The sequence below is a fragment of the Pseudomonas sp. R3-41 genome (genome assembly GCF_054161485.1).
The window spans coordinates 5,217,529-5,235,388 of the sequence record NZ_CP096421.1 but is presented as its reverse complement, the minus strand read 5'-3'; the positions used below and the strand labels follow the sequence as shown (position 1 = coordinate 5,235,388).

General features: G+C 57.2%; 10 protein-coding genes and 2 pseudogenes. 10 read left to right on the top strand and 2 right to left on the bottom strand.

What is annotated here, in order from left to right; translation table 11 throughout:
• Window positions 1-2: 2 nt before the first annotated feature.
• From M1D99_RS22420 to M1D99_RS22405, 4 genes are all read left to right on the top strand, one after another.
• Complete coding sequence (locus M1D99_RS22420; protein WP_122566132.1) at window positions 3-317, top strand: 3-phosphoglycerate kinase; 315 nt, start codon at window positions 3-5, stop codon at window positions 315-317.
• 150 nt (window positions 318-467) lie between these two features.
• Window positions 468-1,067 (top strand): FMN-dependent NADH-azoreductase, encoded by a 600-nt coding sequence (locus tag M1D99_RS22415; RefSeq protein ID WP_434571755.1) that lies wholly within the window; start codon window positions 468-470, stop codon window positions 1,065-1,067.
• A 295-nt stretch (window positions 1,068-1,362) separates the two neighbouring features.
• Window positions 1,363-3,231, top strand: coding sequence for an ATP-binding protein (locus M1D99_RS22410; protein WP_458130795.1), 1,869 nt, complete (start codon window positions 1,363-1,365; stop codon window positions 3,229-3,231).
• A 141-nt stretch (window positions 3,232-3,372) separates the two neighbouring features.
• Complete coding sequence (locus tag M1D99_RS22405) at window positions 3,373-4,239, top strand: carboxylate/amino acid/amine transporter (RefSeq protein ID WP_458130794.1); 867 nt, start codon at window positions 3,373-3,375, stop codon at window positions 4,237-4,239.
• 134 nt (window positions 4,240-4,373) lie between these two features.
• On the opposite strand, the gene M1D99_RS22400 is transcribed toward M1D99_RS22405, so the two are convergent.
• A complete protein-coding gene (locus M1D99_RS22400; protein ID WP_186704601.1) occupies window positions 4,374-5,672 on the bottom strand; it encodes a mechanosensitive ion channel family protein in 1,299 nt (432 codons plus the stop codon).
• Window positions 5,673-5,865: 193 nt separating this feature from the next.
• On the opposite strand from M1D99_RS22400, the gene M1D99_RS22395 reads away from it, so the two are divergent.
• The gene (locus tag M1D99_RS22395) at window positions 5,866-7,212 is read left to right on the top strand and encodes a DEAD/DEAH box helicase (protein ID WP_434571749.1); all 1,347 of its coding nucleotides are present in this window, start codon (window positions 5,866-5,868) and stop codon (window positions 7,210-7,212) included.
• 241 nt (window positions 7,213-7,453) lie between these two features.
• On the opposite strand, the gene M1D99_RS22390 is transcribed toward M1D99_RS22395, so the two are convergent.
• Entirely contained in the window at window positions 7,454-7,729 is a 276-nt protein-coding gene (locus M1D99_RS22390; RefSeq protein WP_186704603.1) for a hypothetical protein, read from the bottom strand.
• 386 nt (window positions 7,730-8,115) lie between these two features.
• Between M1D99_RS22390 and M1D99_RS22385 the strand changes: the two genes are divergently transcribed.
• The 5 genes and pseudogenes from M1D99_RS22385 to M1D99_RS22365 all read left to right on the top strand — a co-directional run bounded on the left by M1D99_RS22385 (window position 8,116) and on the right by M1D99_RS22365 (window position 17,831).
• Complete coding sequence (locus M1D99_RS22385; RefSeq protein ID WP_250962003.1) at window positions 8,116-10,614, top strand: exo-alpha-sialidase; 2,499 nt, start codon at window positions 8,116-8,118, stop codon at window positions 10,612-10,614.
• 346 nt (window positions 10,615-10,960) lie between these two features.
• Window positions 10,961-12,364 (top strand): annotated as a pseudogene (locus M1D99_RS22380) (ShlB/FhaC/HecB family hemolysin secretion/activation protein); the annotation flags it as partial.
• 143 nt (window positions 12,365-12,507) lie between these two features.
• Window positions 12,508-16,506: pseudogene (locus M1D99_RS22375) on the top strand (hemagglutinin repeat-containing protein); the annotation flags it as partial.
• Window positions 16,503-16,868 (top strand): hypothetical protein, encoded by a 366-nt coding sequence (locus M1D99_RS22370; protein WP_458130793.1) that lies wholly within the window; start codon window positions 16,503-16,505, stop codon window positions 16,866-16,868. The pseudogene M1D99_RS22375 and the gene M1D99_RS22370, both read left to right, overlap by 4 nt.
• A 261-nt stretch (window positions 16,869-17,129) precedes the next feature.
• Window positions 17,130-17,831, top strand: coding sequence for a transposase (locus tag M1D99_RS22365; RefSeq protein WP_458130792.1), 702 nt, complete (start codon window positions 17,130-17,132; stop codon window positions 17,829-17,831).
• The last annotated feature ends 29 nt before the right edge of the window (window positions 17,832-17,860 follow it).

Here is a 17,860-nt window from a genome sequence, read left to right as displayed (position 1 = left end):
GAATGAAGAAAATCTGTTGTGTGGTGCTGGCCTTGCTGCCACTGACCGCGTTTGCCTACCCGATCGATGTGGAAAAACACCTCAACGGCCTGAGCATCGACTACACCGCCTATGACACCGATGCCGACATCGGTTCCATCCAGGTCAACAACTACGGCAGTACCGATGCGGCCTGCACCGTCGTGTTCCGCAACGGTCCCGAGGCACCGCGCACCCGCAAGATCGAAGTCGCCGCCGGCAAGTTCAAGAACGCCACGGCCAAGTTCAACCGCAACATCATCAAGCTGCGCATCAAGCTGACCTGTCAGCCGAAATAGGCCGGCGGCGGGGCATTTGATATTGCTTGCTCCGCTTATAAACGAAAATATCGATGCATTACAGCAGTTATTTGCGCTTTTTCATCGATATGCTCACGTTTAACCTTCACTCCATCGACTGACAACATTCTCAGATGGAGCCTACAAGCCATGTCCCGCGTTCTGATCATCGAAAGCAGTGCCCGCCAGCAAGACTCGGTTTCCCGTCAACTGACCCAAACCTTCATCAGCCAGTGGAAAGCTGCGCACCCGGCCGACGAAATCAGCGTTCGTGACCTGGCCATCAACCCGGTGCCCCACCTGGATGCCAATCTGCTGGGCGGCTGGATGAAGCCTGCCGAGCAGCGCAACGACATTGAGAACGCCTCGCTGGAACGCTCCAACCAACTGACCGATGAGCTGCTGGCCGCCGATGTACTGGTGATGGCGGCACCGATGTACAACTTTGCCATTCCCAGCACCCTGAAAGCCTGGCTCGACCACGTGCTGCGTGCCGGCGTGACGTTCAAATACACGCCCACCGGTCCCCAAGGCCTGCTGGCCGACAAGCGCGCCTTCGTGCTCACCGCCCGGGGCGGCATTCACGCCGGTGGCAGCACCGACCATCAGGAACCCTACCTGCGCCAGGTCATGGGCTTCATCGGGATCCACGACGTGACCTTCATCCATGCCGAGGGCATGAACCTGGGTGGCGACTTCCAGGAGAAAGGGTTGACTCAGGCCAACGCCAAACTGTCCCAGGTCGCCTGATCCGTTAATCCTCGGATAATCGCCAGGTGGTTTAGTGACCTGGCGCTTCCCTTCAAACCGTTTTGCGCATCGAACCTCCCTTTGCACTTATTGCTCCTGAGTGCATCAGCCCGATTGAACGCTTTAGCGAGATCGGGCTTTTTTTTGGGGAAATGGAAAAAACGGCCTTAAGATGGAGGTCTTTCAAGTCCTGAGCACTGGAAATGGTCAGGCCGTAGCGTCACCCGGATTGGGCAAATCTCTCGATGCCTGCTGTGGTAATTTATGCGCGCAATTACAGTAGGGAGACTGTGATATGTTCAACGTCAAACGGAAAACATGGGCCTTATTCCTGGCCTATCTCTTAGGGGCGAGTGGCTATATCTACTACCTCTATGTCGAGACGCAAAGCGTCCTTACAGACAATATCAACAATAAATTGCTGCATGCCGCGCTGGGCGCTTCGGCCATCCTCGGCGACCGTTACCATGACAATCTGGTCGATAAACGTTCCAAATCCCAGGCGCAAGACTGGGATACCATCGAGCGGCTCTCCAACTTCAACGAGTCCATGGGCACTGCTTTTGTCTATAGCGTGATCCAGCGAGGTGCAGAGGCTTATCTGGTCAGCTCCAGCGCATCGAAGGAAGAAATCCAAGCGGGGAATTTCGTGCGCTTTTTCGATCCGTATCCCGATGCCAGCCAAGCCTTACTCGACAGTTTCAAACGCACCGAGCCAACCTGGATTGATTACTCGGATCATTGGGGGGATTTTCGCGCGGTCTTTGTGCCACTGAAATCACAAGACGGTACGGTGTACGTTGTCGGGGCGGAAATTACCTTGGCGGAGTACTACCAACAACTCAGTCATGACTCCCTCTACCATATCATCCTGGCCATTTTGGTCTTTCTCGCTTTAATCCTTTTGCGCATGCGTACGCATGTCCAGCAACTGCGAGTCAATGAACAGGTATTGAATCAGGCAAAAAATGCCGCCGAAGAGGCGGATCGTTCTAAAACCCGGTTTCTGGCCACCATGAGCCATGAGATTCGCACCCCTATGTACGGCGTCATCGGCGCGACCGAGCTGCTGGCGAAGTCCGAACTGAATCCTGAGCAGCGCCGCCTGTTAAAAACGATTCATGGCAGTGGACGAACACTGTTGTCGCTTATTGATAACATTCTCGATCTGGCAAAAATCGAAGCGGGCAAACTTGAGTTGAAGCCTTGTGTGTTCGATGTGAGAACACTGGTTTCATCCAGTCTTGAAATGATCCGACAAAATATCCAGGGTAAACCAATCGTCCTTGAGGCCAAGGTTTCTGCGGACGTGCCGCCCTTGATCAAAACCGATATCGAGTGCCTTCGCCAAATATTGATCAACTTGCTGGGCAACGCCGTCAAGTTTACCGAAAGCGGCGAGGTCTCGCTCACGGTCTCCAGCATCGGTCACGGCCCTCAAGCCCGGCTCGACTTTTCCATCCGCGATACCGGCATTGGCATTCCCCTTGAGCGGCAGAACAGTCTGTTCAAGCCCTTTGCCCAGTTTAAAGAGCCGGTCAGCCAAGGTTTTACCGGGAGTGGGCTGGGGCTTTCCATCTGCAAAACACTGATCGAGGCACAGCAGGGGACCTTGTCCTTTACCAGCCAGCCTGGGGTTGGATCGACGTTTTGCTTCTCGCTTCCCCTCACACTTTTTTCAGTCTCGGAAATACCCCTCGGAAACGATCGCGCCGCGGTGAGTTTCGACGCCTCTTTTGCCGAGGATTACCCGCTGGATATCCTGCTGGTGGAAAATCACCCAGTGAGCCAGAAAGTTGCCATGGCGATGCTACAAGAGTTGGGCTATGTACCCGACTTGGCATCCAACGGGCGGGAAGCGGTCGATCAGTGCAGGGTTTCGACGCCGGAAATCATTTTCATGGACATCAACATGCCCGTCATGGACGGACTGGAGGCCATCCATGGCATCCGTGAACTCCCGGGGGGCGATACCTGCTACATCGTGGCCTTCACCGCGAGCGCCTTTTCCAGCGAGATAGAACGTTTCAGGGCCGCGGGTGCCGACGACATCCTGACCAAGCCGGCGAACTTTCAGGCGTTGACCCGTGTGCTTCAACGTGCTGCCAACCATCGGCGCCAGCGCCAGGCCAATCCTTGGGTCGTGGATGAAACTCCAAGTTAGTGGAGGACCTGTGGGAGCGAGCTTGCTCGTGATGGCGATGGGTCAGAATATTGATGTTGACTGACACTCCGCAATCGCAAGCAAGCTCGCTCCCGCCGTTCAAAACCGCTATCTTCGCCGCCATTCGAAACGAGGGGCGGTATGGGCTATCTACTGTTTGTGACTTTGATCCAGGCGTTTTCCTTCAGCCTGATCGGCGAGTATCTGGCCGGGCATGTGGACAGTTATTTCGCGGTGCTCGTGCGCGTGGTGCTGGCGGGACTGGTGTTCATTCCGTTGACCCGCTGGCGCCAGGTGGAGCCGTCATTCATGCGCGGCATGCTGTTGATCGGGGCCTTGCAGTTCGGCGTGACCTACGTCTGCTTGTACCTGAGCTTCCGGGTCTTGACCGTGCCGGAAGTGCTGCTTTTCACCATTCTCACGCCCCTGCACGTGACCTTGATCGAAGACGCGCTGAACCGCCGCTTCAATCCCTGGGCGCTGATCGCGGCGCTGGTGGCCGTGGCCGGTGCGGCGGTGATTCGTTATGACCGGATCAACCCGGATTTCTTCATGGGATTTTTGCTGCTGCAACTGGCCAACTTCACCTATGCCGCCGGGCAGGTGCTCTACAAACACCTGGTGGCCCGTCACCCGAGCGACCTGCCGCATTACCGGCGTTTCGGCTATTTCTATCTCGGTGCGCTGATGGTGGCGTTGCCGGCGTTCCTGCTGTTCGGCAAGCCAGACTTCTGGCCCGAAGCCCCATTGCAATGGGGTGTGCTGGTGTTCCTCGGGCTGGTTTCCACCGCATTGGGGCTGTACTGGTGGAACAAGGGCGCGTGCCTGGTCAACGGCGGGACGCTGGCAGTGATGAACAACCTGCACGTGCCGGTGGGGCTGTTGGTGAACCTGCTGATCTGGAACCAGCATGAGGCGCTGGGGCGGTTGCTGCTGGGTGGGGCGGTGATATTGATGGCGGTGTGGATCAGTCGGTTGGGGGTACGCAAACCTCAGCCCTCACCCTGAACCCCCTTGTGGGAGCGAGCCTGCTCGCGAAGGCGTCGTGTCAGTCGGTATATCAGTCGTCAGGCACTCCGCTTTCGCGAGCAGGCTCGCTCCCACAAGGGATCTCCAGTGTTTGAGGGGCATGCCGTTTGAGGTCAAACCACCTGCTTCTGCGGCTCCGGCAGGTGACTCGCCCCCAGCACTGCCGGCAGCAGCCCCGAGCGCAGGTCCGTGCCGCTCGGCTGCTGGTACAGGTTCAATCCGAACTCCGGCATCACCGCCAGCAGGTAATCGAAAATGTCCCCCTGGATCCGCTCGTAGTCCGCCCACGCGGTGGTGCGGGTGAAGCAGTAGATTTCCAGCGGGATGCCCTGGGCGGTGGTCTGCATCTGCCGGACCATGCAGGTCATGTTCGGCTGGATCTCCGGGTGGCTCTTCAAATAGGCCAGGGCATAGGCGCGGAAGGTGCCGAGATTGGTCATCCGCCGGCGGTTGGCCGACATCGCCGCGACGTTGCCCTGGGCCTCGTTCCAGGCCTTGAGCTCGGCCTGCTTGCGGCTGATGTAGTCGGTCAGCAGGCGGACCTGGGTCAGGCGTTGTTCCTCCTCGTCATGCAGGAAACGCACGCCGCTCGCGTCGATGAACAGGCTTCGCTTGATCCGTCGCCCACCGGACTGCTGCATGCCGCGCCAGTTCTTGAACGACTCGGACATCAGGCGCCAGGTGGGGATCGAGACGATGGTCTTGTCGAAGTTCTGCACCTTGACCGTGTGCAACGTGATGTCCACCACATCACCGTCGGCGCCGACCTGGGGCATCTCGATCCAGTCGCCGACCCGCAGCATGTCGTTACTGGTCAACTGCACGCTGGCGACGAACGACAGCAGCGTGTCCTTGTAGACCAACAGGATCACCGCCGACATCGCACCCAGGCCCGACAGCAGCAACAGTGGCGAGCGGTCGATCAGCGTGGCGACGATGATGATCGCGCCAAACACATACAGCACCATCTTCGTCAGTTGCACGTAGCCTTTGATCGAGCGAGTCCGCGCGTGTTCGGTGCGTGCGTAGACGTCCAGCAGGGCGCTGAGCAGGGCACTGAGGCTTAGCACCATGAACAGGATGGTGAACGCCAGGGCCACATTACCCAGGAAAATCATGCTGGTCTTGCTCAGTTCCGGCACCAGGTGCAGGCCGGATTGAATGATCAGTGACGGCGTCATTTGCGCCAGGCGATGAAAGACCTTGTTCTGGCGCAGGTCGTTGACCCAATGCAAGGCCGGCTGGCGCCCAAGCAACTTGGCGGCGTGCAGGATCAGGTAGCGCGCCACGCGTCCGAGCACCAGGGCGATGACCAGCAGCAACATCAGGGCGAGGCTGGAATGCAGGAGCGGGTGCTGGTCAAGGGCACCCCAGAGGTCTTGAATGTTGACCCAGAGTTGTTTGATGTCCATGGACGAAACGATTCTTCTATAGAGACGCGACGGGGCGATTAGAGCATTTAAGCCCGCTCAAGTGACCGTTGATGCAATATCGGCTGATAAAAAAGCACTGATTTACCGCCGTTTGTATAAAGAAACTCGGCCTTCGCGCTCGAAACCGTTACCCTATGCAGCTGTTTTTTTGCATTTCTTCGAGGTAGCACCCGTGTTTTCCCAATTCGCCCTGCACGAACGCCTGCTCAAAGCCGTGGCCGAGCTTAAATTTGTCGAGCCAACGCCGGTGCAGGCAGCGGCTATTCCGCTCGCGCTCCAGGGGCGTGACCTGCGGGTAACGGCGCAAACCGGCAGCGGCAAGACCGCCGCGTTCGTGCTGCCGATCCTCAACCGCCTGATCGGCCCGGCCAAGATCCGCGTCAGCATCAAGACCCTGATCCTGCTGCCGACCCGTGAACTGGCCCAGCAGACCTTGAAGGAAGTGGAGCGCTTCTCGCAGTTCACCTTCATCAAGTCCGGCCTGATCACCGGCGGCGAAGACTTCAAGGTCCAGGCCGCCATGCTGCGCAAGGTGCCGGACATCCTGATCGGCACGCCGGGGCGGATGATCGAGCAGTTGAACGCCGGCAATCTCGACCTCAAGGAAGTCGAAGTGCTGGTGCTGGACGAAGCCGACCGCATGCTGGACATGGGTTTTTCCGAAGACGTGCAGCGCCTGGTGGACGAGTGCGTCAACCGCCAGCAGACCATGCTGTTCTCCGCGACTACCGGCGGTTCGGGCCTGCGCGAGATGATCGCCAAGGTGCTGAACAACCCCGAGCACTTGCAGCTCAACGCGGTCAGCCAACTGAACTCCACCACCCGGCAGCAGATCATCACCGCCGACCACAACCAGCACAAAGAGCAGATCGTCAACTGGTTGCTGGCCAACGAGACCTACGAAAAAGCCATCGTGTTCACCAACACCCGGGCCATGGCCGACCGCATCTACGGCCGCCTGGTGGCCCAAGAATACAAGGCGTTCGTGCTGCACGGCGAGAAGGACCAGAAGGACCGCAAGCTGGCCATCGACCGCCTCAAGCAGGGCGGCGTGAAGATCCTCGTCGCCACCGACGTCGCTGCCCGCGGCCTGGACGTGGATGGCCTGGACATGGTCATCAACTTCGACATGCCCCGCAGTGGCGATGAGTACGTGCACCGCATCGGTCGTACCGGCCGTGCCGGCAACGACGGCCTGGCGATCTCGCTGATCTGCCACGGCGACTGGAACCTGATGTCGAGCATCGAGCGCTACCTCAAGCAGAGCTTCGAGCGCCGCACCATCAAGGAAGTCAAAGGTACTTACGGCGGACCGAAGAAGGTCAAGGCGTCGGGCAAGGCCGTTGGCGTGAAGAAGAAAAAGGTCGACGCCAAGGGCGACAAGAAAAAAGCCGGCGCCAAGGGCCCGACCAAACGCAAGACCGCCAATCGCCCTAAGTCCGACGCCCCGTCGCTGGTCAGCAAGGACGGCATGGCCCCGCTTAAGCGGCGCAAGCCAGAGACACCAGCGGCTGAGTGAAGCTGCGTTAGCGCTTGCTAAAAAGAACCGGACCTTGGGTCCGGTTTTTTTATGGGCTGTTACTCAGCCTTACGTACAACAGGCTCTTGTGGCGAGGGAGCTTGCTCCCGCTGGGCTGCGCAGCAGCCCCGAGAGGGTCACTGTTTATCAGCCCTGATGTTGACGCTCAGGTTTGGGGCGCTTCGCACCCCAGCGGGAGCAAGCTCCCTCGCCACAAAAGCTGGCCGTGCTCGCTCGGCGATCACTCCGCTTTCCTCTGCGCCTCTTCCAGCTCCTGCAGGCGCTTATCGATCAATTGGCACTTATCCGGCACCTCCTTGCTGGATGTTTCCAGATCCATAGCCTTCAACTCGTCATTCATCTCCTTGGCCTTGGACGGATCCTGTTCGGTGAGCTTGGCGATTTTATCCGCCAGTTGTTCACGCTTGATGGTCGCTTCCTCAGGTGTACAAGCGGCCCAGGCGGGCAGGGCGCAGGTGAGGGTGGCGGCGAGGGTAAGTTTGATGAGGGTTTTCATGGCAGGGCCTCATATTCCTTGTTGGGCAGGTAATGGGTTGAGGCCCGTGCAGAGTGGAAAGTTCATTAGCCTGCCGCTGGCAGGCGTTCCGTCGCTGCATGGGCCCAGACACGGATTGAAGTCTTTTTCAGGGTTTCCCTAGCCGATATGAAACCGTCGTCTACCATGGAGAAAGTGACTGGTAGCCCTATGCCTGCAATGCTGGGTCGCTCCTTCACACAGGACGTAAGTGCTTCATTAGCCAGGAGGCTAACAATATGTCTGACGCAATGCAGTCAATGAGTTCTGGATCACCCGGTGCCGCTCGCATTCGAGCAATGGAACAACTACGCCTGTCAGGACGTGCCCACGGGCTGCGATAGCTATTAATTCAAGGAATGAAATCTATGAGCCTTAGAGCGATACTCAGTCGGCTGATGTTGTGCCTGTGTGGTTTGTTCGCGGTGTCATCGGCTTATGCAGAAAGTGTGATCATCGCCACGTCGCGACCCGATGAAGGGATCGTAGTTGATGTGTTTGACAGCCCTGATGCCGCAAACGCCATACCTTCTTCGTCGGGCATGGTGCCATTTCCCTCGGTAGGGTTGGCTACACCCGCGGTGCAATCGTTCAAGGGCAAGATTTATATGTTTTGGGCCAACGATAGTGATTCCGCTATCTATTTTTCCACTTCGGCGCAGGGCAGTAATTGGTCCCCACCACAGCCCATTCCGGTGTCTGGCATCGTGGGTAATGTCTCAGCGACCGTGTTTCAGCAAAAGCTGGTGCTGACCTTTACCGACGAGAAGCACATAAATAGCATCAGTTCCGAGGACGGCATAACCTGGTCCAATGTTAACCCTATTGCGGTCTCCAGCGACGCCGCTACTAACAGTCCTGTGGTGTACAACGGAAAATTATTTGTCCTGTATAGCGAGGAGGACGATCACACGATTAACTATGTGACCTCGGACGATGGCTTGCTGTGGAGTAAGGAAAATCCTGGGTTCACTGCAAATGCTCTCAGAGTGCTGAGTCTGGTGCCCGTGGTCTATAACGGTGAGCTGTTGGTCTATTACTCTTATGATCTTAATAATTTTGCCGTGCGCAGTTACGACCGGGGCGGTAACTGGGGAGATGAACAAAGACTGTCGGGCCTAGCAAAGAGCGAGCTTTTCCTGAACCGTGCAACCATCACCGGTAACCGCATTTTTCTCAGCAGTGGCCCTACCACTTTTGGTTCAAGCGATGGGGTCAACTGGAGTCCCTATTATTCAAGGCTTTTCTCTGACAGTTTGACCGGCCCATCGGGATTGGGCGTTTCCTACGGCATTACCACAAACGATCTGACAGGGGACAACCCGCAGTTGCCTGCTGACCTGGCGACGGGCCTTAGCCATACCGACTATGCGACCTTTGCCTGGCGGAGTTTTTTTGCGCTGAACAACACCGCCATGACGCCGTTACCGGCTAGCCGTGGCATGGGTAATCCCGCCAGCAGCTTTGCCGATTCGGGCAAGGCCTCGCAGTCTCCAACCCCTTTGTTGTGGCAAACCTTCGCCCACCGCAGCGAGTTGTTTCCGGCGGTAGGGTTCAATCCCGTTGGCGGTCCTACGCGTTCGCTTGGTTCTGATCCGAACTACACCTATACCCAGTTCCTCAAGAAGCCGATACGGATGGCGCCAGGCACTGATTTTACCCTTTACAACAATCTGGATGAGGCGACCCAAATAGGACAAAACGCTATTTTCTTCCCGGTTAAGCCGCCCAATGCGGCGAAGACAACAGATGCGCGGGGAGACTATGCCCCTTCAAGCGACAGCCAGATCCTGTTCGAGGCCAAGGCCAACCCCGTCGTTTACAACTATGCGAAAGGCCTGACCCGTTATCCGGATCATATTGTGCTGCCCGACGGCGCGGTGGAGGTAAAGGCGGCATGGCGCAAGCTGGCCGACATTCCGGTGCCGGATCGCGGGCGCTACCATACGGCGACGGTGGTGACCTATAAGGGTACCGACACTGACCCGGAGGCGCAGAACGAAGACTACGCACTGGTCGCCTTGCATATCATCCATAAGACGGCCAACTACCCGACCTTCATCTTCGCCACATTCGAGCACGAAGATGCCCTGACGTTGCCCGACGGTAAATCGCCGACCGGGCTCTACTACATCGCCAACTACAACAAGATCGATTACCCCGGCCTCGATTCAGCCACGCCGCCGACCGCCACCTTCTCTGACGGCAACAAGACCTATACGGTTTCCCTGCCAACGGAGGGACTGGTCGCAAACGCGAAACTTGATCCGCCGGTCTACTCCGGCAGCAACGGGATCCCCGAAGGACAAGCCGGCCCGATCAAGGTCGTGCAACCGCTGACCGTCCATTCAGAAGTCCAGGCGGTGAACGACCAGGTCAGGCAGCTCATGGACGGCAGCCGCGAATTCGACAATTCGGTCTGGAAGCACTATCGGCTCAAAGGGGTGCAAGCCATCCCGTCGAGCACCTCAACCGACCCGGATTACTATCTGGCCAACATCATGGTCGAAAGCAGCCAGCCGGGCATCCAGCTGTTTCGTGGAAGCAACGTGTTCCCCATCCCGAATAACAACACCCTGACCAATGCGCGCAACCAACCGAACATCAAGGTGCCGGACTACGCCCACAGTACTCAAAGCCTGACCATGGGCGGCTGCATGGGCTGTCACGGCATCGCCCAGAGCTCGCTGAAACAAGGCTTCAGCTTTTTGTTCGATGCGATCAATCCCACGTTCGCCAAAGGCGTCACCGGCTTTGCGGGCCCGGAGACCGTAGGCTTACCTGATCCGCGGACCTCGAAGGCACGGGCCCTGAAATACTCTTTCGGTCCTCAGAATGCGGCAGCCGTTGAGGAGGCAAGCAAGTAGTCGTCAAATCTCTGCCAAGCAGGATATCCCTGCTTTCTGAGGCAGATGCCTAGCGCTTTAATAAAGAACCGGACCTTGAGTCCGGTTTTTTATGAAGCCCATCCTGAATTCGCCACAAAAGCAAATTCGGTCCTCCTTCCCGCAGCCTCAATTCGCGACGTTTATCGAGTAACGGGTGTGCCCAGGCCAATCGGCGTTACCAATGCCCCGTACCGCAGCCATCTGATTTCAGATGAATGGTTCTAGGAATAGCCTCAAAGCCAAACCCATTTAGTTGACGTCAAAATGATGGCTCATTAATATCGCGCCACTATTTTGATGTCACTTTCCGCTCGAGGGATCGAACATGTCCTCACCCGCCTTTTGGGCGAGGTTGTGCCTGGCTTTGCTGTGCCTTTCTCCATTCACCCTGGCTCACGCCGCCCCCACGCCTGGCGACACGGACCTGATCCGTGAGCGCCAGAATCGCTTGCTCGAAGAGCAGCGCCGTCGTCTGGAAGAACTCAAGGATTTGCCCGGCCAGGAGGCGAAGCCGACCCAGCCGAGCGCACCTGCCGATACCCGTTGCTTCCCCATCAAGACCATCGAACTCAAGGGCGCCGACAGCCTTTCCGCCGGCGAGCGCGCGCAATTGCTCAAGCCCTACATCGGCCAATGCCTGGGCGTTCCGCAGCTTAACGAACTGCTCAAAGTCATCACTGACCATTACATCGAAAAGGGCTTGGTCACCAGCCGCGCCTATCTGCCGCAGCAGGATCTGTCCGGCGGGCACCTGAGCGTATTGGTGGTGGAAGGGCGGCTCGAAGGCCTCAAGGGGGCCGAGACCAGCCAGCTATCGGACCGTGAGTTGGCGATGGCTTTTCCCGGCGCGACCGGCGAGTTGGTCAACCTGCGGGAGATCGAGCAGATGGTCGATCAGCTCAATCGCCTGCCGTCGAACCAGGCAAAAATGGAATTGACGCCAGGGCAGAACGTCGGTGGCAGTGAAGTGCGGGTCACCAATGAACCGAAAAAGCCTTGGCGCGCCGGCCTGTCGCGCAGCAACGATGGCCAGCGCAGCACCGGCGAGCAGCAGTGGGGCAGCAGTTTCGAATGGGACAGCCCGCTGGGCCTGGCCGATCAGTTGATGTTGCGCGGTGGTCATGACGCGATGACCGACCACCAGCATACCTCCAACAACGCCATGCTTTATTACAACCTGCCCTGGGGTTGGTGGAACGTCAGTTACACCTACAGCCAGAGCGAATACCGCTCGCAGATCCCGGCCAACGGTTTCAACTTCAAGCAGACCGGCGACAGCCAGAATCACCAGGTGCGGGTCGAGCGGGTGATCTACCGCGACGCCTTGAGCAAGACCTCCCTCAATACGGGCCTGGCGTACCTGCGCACCAACAACTTCATCGAAGACAGCAAGCTGGCGGTGAGCAGTAATCGGCTCAGCGAAGCGCAATTCGGCATCAACCATGGCCGGCGGGTTGGCAATGCTTTCGTCAACCTCGACTTGGGCATGCAAGAGGGGATCGGCGCCTTCGATGCCCAGGACGACAACGATCCGGGTCCCGGCCAGGCCGATGCCCGCTACCGCAAATACACCGCCACCGCCAGCTACCTGCAACCGTTCCAGGTGTGGGGCGAGTCCTTCAGCTTCAGCAGCCTGATGACCGGCCAGCGCAGCGAAGACGTGCTGTTCAGCCCGCAGCGCATGAGCCTGGGCGGCCAGTCGTCGATTCGTGGCTACAAGGATCAATCATCCAAGCCGGCGGCAACGTCTCCATTACCGCAACAAACAAAATCACCAACGGCGTGGAGCGCCCATTCTCCACCGGCATCACAACGTCGTCCCGCAACACCACAACCGCCGCCGCAGGATCAGGCAAAACCACGGTCGTGACCCTGAACAGCCAACTCCCACCGGACTTGGCCCAACAACAAATAAACCCCCTGACACTCCCCGGCTTCAGCCTCCCCACCGGGCAAAACGGCCTGTTCCGGCTGAGTGGGCAGGGCGCCAGCGACGCGTCAGCCTCCCAGACCCCGGTCGTGTCGCAGAACTGGACAATCGGCGGCGCCAGCGTGAGTGAATCGAATCGATCCACCGCCGCGCCGGTCGCCAATGTGCGCGACATCGAGATCGCCGATGTCACCCAGGTTTCCGCCGCCGAACGACAGGTGCAGTTGTTGAATCGTGACAGCGGCGGCGTCACCGCCGGCGCGTCCGCCATTCAGGTCACCGCCCCAACGGACTCATCCACAGGCACGCCGCAACTGCCAGGGCATAGCCTCGATGGCACCATCACCCGTGGCCCCGACATTGCGCTGGACACTTCGGGCACGCCGCCAATTGGCGTCAGTCGCCCAACCGACGCCTCGGTAAGCGCGCCAGTGCCTGTCACCGGTCAAACGGTGGCGCGGGTCACGGGGCTACCCAGCACAACCGTGGCTTCCAAACCGCAAAAATACCTGATCGAAACCAACCCGGTCCTTACCAACCTCAAGTCATTCACCAGCTCGGATTATCTGCTGACGAAACTCGGCTACGACGCGGACACCAGCGCCAAGCGGTTGGGTGACGGCCTGTTCGAACAACGACTCATCCAACAGGCCGTCGTCGCCCGTACCGGCCAACGCTTCATCGACGGCCAGACCTCCGACGAGGCGATGTTCACGTACCTGATGAACAACGCCATCGCCAGCAAGGACGCCCTCAACTTGTCGGTAGGCGTCACCCTCACCGCCCAACAAGTCGCCGCCCTGACCCACGACATCGTCTGGCTTGAAGAGCACGAAGTGAACGGCGAAAAGGTGCTGGTGCCGGTGCTGTATATGGCCCAGGCCAATAATCGTCTGGCACCTAATGGTGCGTTGATTGCCGGGCAGAACGTTACGTTGATTGCCGGTAAGGATCTGGAAAATGCCGGCACGCTTCGGGCTACGAAAAACCTCTCCGCATCCGCTGGCGAGAACCTGACCAACAGCGGATTGATTGAAGCCGGCAACCGTCTCGACCTGTTGGCCGGCAACGACATCGTCAATAAATCCGGCGGCATCATCGCCGGGCGTGACGTCAGTATGAATGCGCTTGTTGGCGACATAATCAACGAACGCACGTTGACCACCGCGAGTGTCAGCAACAGAGGTTACACCCAGCGGCAGGACTACGCGGATAACGCCTCGCGTATCGAGGCGGCCAACGACCTGACCATGGGCGTCGGTCGAGACGTCAACAACGTTGGCAGCGTCATGGTCAGCGGGCGCGACACGCAGATCGATGCAGGGCGGGATGTGAATATCGTCTCTGCGCAGCAACAGACCTCCAACACCGGTGGTACCCGCAGAAGTTCGATCACCCAACTGGGCTCGGAGGTGGATGCGGGTCGCGATGTCACTGTGAACGCAGGTCGAGACTTCAACGCTATCGCGAGCCAGATCAGTGCCGATCGCAATGTCGCCTTGGCCGCCGATGAGAACATGATGATCTCCTCCGGCGCCAACGAAACCCACTCTTACTACAAGTCGAAAAAGGTCACGGCCCAAGAGGACCACGTCAAACAGATCGGCAGCGCTATTAGTGCTGGTGGTGACGTGAAGTTGGATGCTGGAAAAGATATGGCGCTGATCTCCAGCCGTATCAACGCCGGTGACGAAGCTTATCTGGTGGCTGGAGAAAACCTGGCGCTTCTGGCCGCACAGGACAGCGACTATTCGTTGTATGAGAAAAAGAAGAAGGGCAGTTGGGGGAAAAAACAGAGTCGGCGTGATGAGTTGACCAAGGTGACCCATGTGGGGAGTGAGATTTACACGGGGGGCGATCTGACACTGGTTTCCGGTGAGGATCAGCATTATCAGGTAGCCAAGCTGAACAGTGGCAATGACCTGACTTTGCAAAGCGGCGGCTCGATTGCCTTCGAGGGCGTCAAGGACCTGCATCAGGAGAGTCACGAGAAAAGCAAATCCAGCGCCGCCTGGTTCAGCATGAAGGGCAAGGGCCGAACCGATGAGACGCTACGCCAAAGCGAACTGACCGCTCAAGGCGACTTGGTCATCAGCGCGGTGGGCAAGATTCATGCGGACGTGCTGCAGGTCAATAAGCAGACGGTTAGCGAATCCATCGATGCGATGGCCAAGGCGGATCCAAAACTGGCGTGGCTCAAGGAGCTTGATGCGCAGGGTGGTGTTGACTGGCGGCAAGTACAGGAGATCCATACCAGCTTCAAATACGCGAACTCCGGTATGGGGCCTGCCGCGCAGATGATAGTCGCCATTTTGATGACGGTTCTGCTCGGCCCTGCTGGTGCCGGCCTGAGCGGTGCAACCTTGGCAGGCGCCGCCAGTCTGGCGACCACCGGCACGGTCGCGACCATCAACAACGAGGGCGACCTGGGGGCCGGGTTGAAAGCGGTGGTCAGCAAAGACGGCCTTACCGACGCGGCGATCGCGGCCGTCACAGCCCATGTTGCTAAGAATTATCTAGGCGATATGACCATGACCAAGCAGGTCAATGGCAAGACGGTGATTGACTTAAGTTCGATCGAAGCCGTCAGCCATTTTGCGGGTCAGCAACTGATCAACAACGCATCTGCTGCTGCGATCGCCAAAGCTTTCGGTCGGGACGTTACGTTAGCGGGCATCCTGCAGTCGGCCGTCTACAACACCTTGGCGGCTTATTCCTTTGACCAGGTAGGTAACCTCGGCCTGAAGACTGGCAGTCCGGAGAAGATCGGCCTGCACGCCTTGGTAGGCGGCATGATCGCCGAAGCATCGGGCAGCGACTTTGTTGTCGGTGCGATGGCGGCGGGAGTGAATGAGACGTTCGCTAACCAGTTGCGACGGATGTCGGCTCAGATGAGTCCGGAGTATCGCGACCACCTGATGCTGATGGCCTCGCAACTGCTTGGCGTAGTGGCCGCTGCCGCCGTGGCTGGAGACGATGCGAATAGTCTGCAGACCGGCTCGTATGTGGCCGGCAATGCGACCCAGTACAACAACCTCAACCACCATGACATGAGTGACTTTGTCGGGGACATAAATGCCTGTGGTAGCAGCGAGACTTGTCAGAAGAACACGTGGGATGGGGGTAAGTACCAAGAGATCAGTGACCAAATCACCGATTGGTCGGAGAAGGCCGTCAGTGGTGCATTTGCGAAATCCTTGCTGACCTCGATCCAGGGCGGGCTGACCGCACTGAATGACCTCAATTGCACGACGGTGACTTGTACGCAATACAAGGACACCCTGACTGAGCGTGCGTTGAACGACCTGACGAACTTGGCGAAGGTTACTGACACGTGGGAAAACGCAACAAGCGTGGCTGCGCTGGTCATATCGACCTCCGGCGGCGCGCGTGGTACCGGTGCTGGCGAAGGAGGGATTTCGCCTAGGGTTCAGGCGGCTTTGGATAAGTTTACGGAGGCCAAGGCTATACGTACGGGAGCTTCTACGGGCAAGAACGGCAGTACGCCGCTTGGGGGCCCGGATGCTGAGGCGGGGATGCCTTATACCCATCCGATTAAAGAGATCGAGCCAAATAAAACGACGGGAGGAAACGCTATTCCCGATGATGGTCCTAAACTTATAACTCACGCTCCAGCCACGAAATTTTTCAAGGGCGATGAGGCCGTACGGCATTTTGAAAAACATGCTTCAGAGTTGATGAGTGCCTTTGGTCGAACCTCTTATAACCTGAAAAATTATTTGGATGATGCAAATCATGTAATTAAAAATGGTACCTTTGTGCCTGAGATGAATGGTTATGTAAGGTTGATAGGCGGTGAGGGGAGTGCGAAGTATGGGTTTGTGGGGCTTGATAGGAGTACTGGTAAGATAACTACTTTTCATGTTAAGACGGTAAGTGAGTTGGCAAGAAAAGCTCCTAGCTTAGGATTATCAAGATGATAGTGAAATGGTGCGAATGGATCTCCAAAGATGCGCAAGAAGCGCTGCTGACAATCAGTGGTGATAAAGTTGAGTGTGTGGCTTTTTCTCACCCTTGCAATATACAGGTGGGAGACAGTCTGCATGAGCCCCTGCTTGCCATCTCGATTAAAGGTGTTGTGAAAGAGTATTCAGGTGCTCAGTTTATGCGGCGTTTAGATGACGGCTTTTCGCACGAAATTCTAGCTAAGGTTGTAGATCTCAAACAACGGTTAGTGGTAGCAGGGTCAATTGCTATTGAGTTGGATGATGTACTTTCAAAGGATATTGATGTAGGGGATTGTATTCGCTTCTTCTGTGGTCGTCTTGACGTAATTTCTTAAGGAAAAAGGGGCGAGGAAAAATGGAAGGAAAAAGGGGACAGATTTGAATGGCACTTACTTAACTGCTAACCAGCTGATATATCTGAAAAAATGAAGAAGGCTGACCTTGGTCTACGGTAATTCAGGGGCAGACCGCTGACATAGCTGTGTGGGTTTTAGATATAAAACTTGTTTGAGAAAAAGGGGGCTGGAGAAAAAGGGGACAGATTTATTTTTTGATTTTTTGCTACGCTGAAAGCTTCCACGGAGGAGGAATCACATATGCCCAGGATGGGACGTATTGTTTTACCGAATTATCCACACCATATCGTACAACGCGGTCATAACCGTCAGGTGGTGTTTGCCGTCGCCGAGGATTATCAACGCTACCTCACGGACCTGCGTGAACTTAAGGATGCATTTGGCGTAAAGGTCTACGCCTATTGCCTGATGACCAATCATGTTCATCTGTTGCTGGCTCCGGGGGAGTCGGTCGCTGGGTTGGGGCAGTTGATGAAGGCTCTGGCGGCACGTGCGACGCGCTACCGCAATCGGTTGGAGGGGCGCTCAGGCACTTTATGGGAAAGCCGTTACAAATCCAGTGTGGTGCAGTCGGATTCTTACTTGCTTGCCTGTTGCCGTTACATCGAGCTGAATCCTGTACGGGCTCGTATGGTGGCTGATGCTGCGGATTACCCATGGTCGAGTTATCGAGCCCGGGTAGGTAATGTGCCAGACGGCCATTGGCTGGATGCTGATCCATGCTTTGTTGCTCTGGGTAATACAACTGCGGAGCGTTGTCGTCGGTATGAGGCGTTCGTACGCCAAGCCGTTCCAGCGGCTGAGATCGGATTGATTAGAGATGCTTTGCAGCGAGGCCAGTTGACGGGGACGAGCCGTTTTGTGGACGAGGTAGAGCGGATTGTTGGTGTACGGATAGAGCAGCGAGGGCAGGGCCGGCCTAGGGGGAATTGTAGGAAATAAATCTGGTAGGAAATAAATCTGTCCCTTTT

What these genes read in the sequence shown, in the direction of transcription:
- M1D99_RS22420 (WP_122566132.1), top strand. Translation starts at nt 3, where the DNA reads ATGAAGAAAATCTGTTGTGTGGTGCTGGCCTTGCTGCCACTGACCGCG.
- M1D99_RS22415 (WP_434571755.1), top strand. Translation starts at nt 468, where the DNA reads ATGTCCCGCGTTCTGATCATCGAAAGCAGTGCCCGCCAGCAAGACTCG.
- M1D99_RS22410 (WP_458130795.1), top strand. Translation starts at nt 1,363, where the DNA reads ATGTTCAACGTCAAACGGAAAACATGGGCCTTATTCCTGGCCTATCTC.
- M1D99_RS22405 (WP_458130794.1), top strand. Translation starts at nt 3,373, where the DNA reads ATGGGCTATCTACTGTTTGTGACTTTGATCCAGGCGTTTTCCTTCAGC.
- M1D99_RS22400 (WP_186704601.1), bottom strand. Translation starts at nt 5,672, where the DNA reads ATGGACATCAAACAACTCTGGGTCAACATTCAAGACCTCTGGGGTGCC.
- M1D99_RS22390 (WP_186704603.1), bottom strand. Translation starts at nt 7,729, where the DNA reads ATGAAAACCCTCATCAAACTTACCCTCGCCGCCACCCTCACCTGCGCC.
- M1D99_RS22385 (WP_250962003.1), top strand. Translation starts at nt 8,116, where the DNA reads ATGAGCCTTAGAGCGATACTCAGTCGGCTGATGTTGTGCCTGTGTGGT.
- M1D99_RS22370 (WP_458130793.1), top strand. Translation starts at nt 16,503, where the DNA reads ATGATAGTGAAATGGTGCGAATGGATCTCCAAAGATGCGCAAGAAGCG.
- M1D99_RS22365 (WP_458130792.1), top strand. Translation starts at nt 17,130, where the DNA reads ATGCCCAGGATGGGACGTATTGTTTTACCGAATTATCCACACCATATC.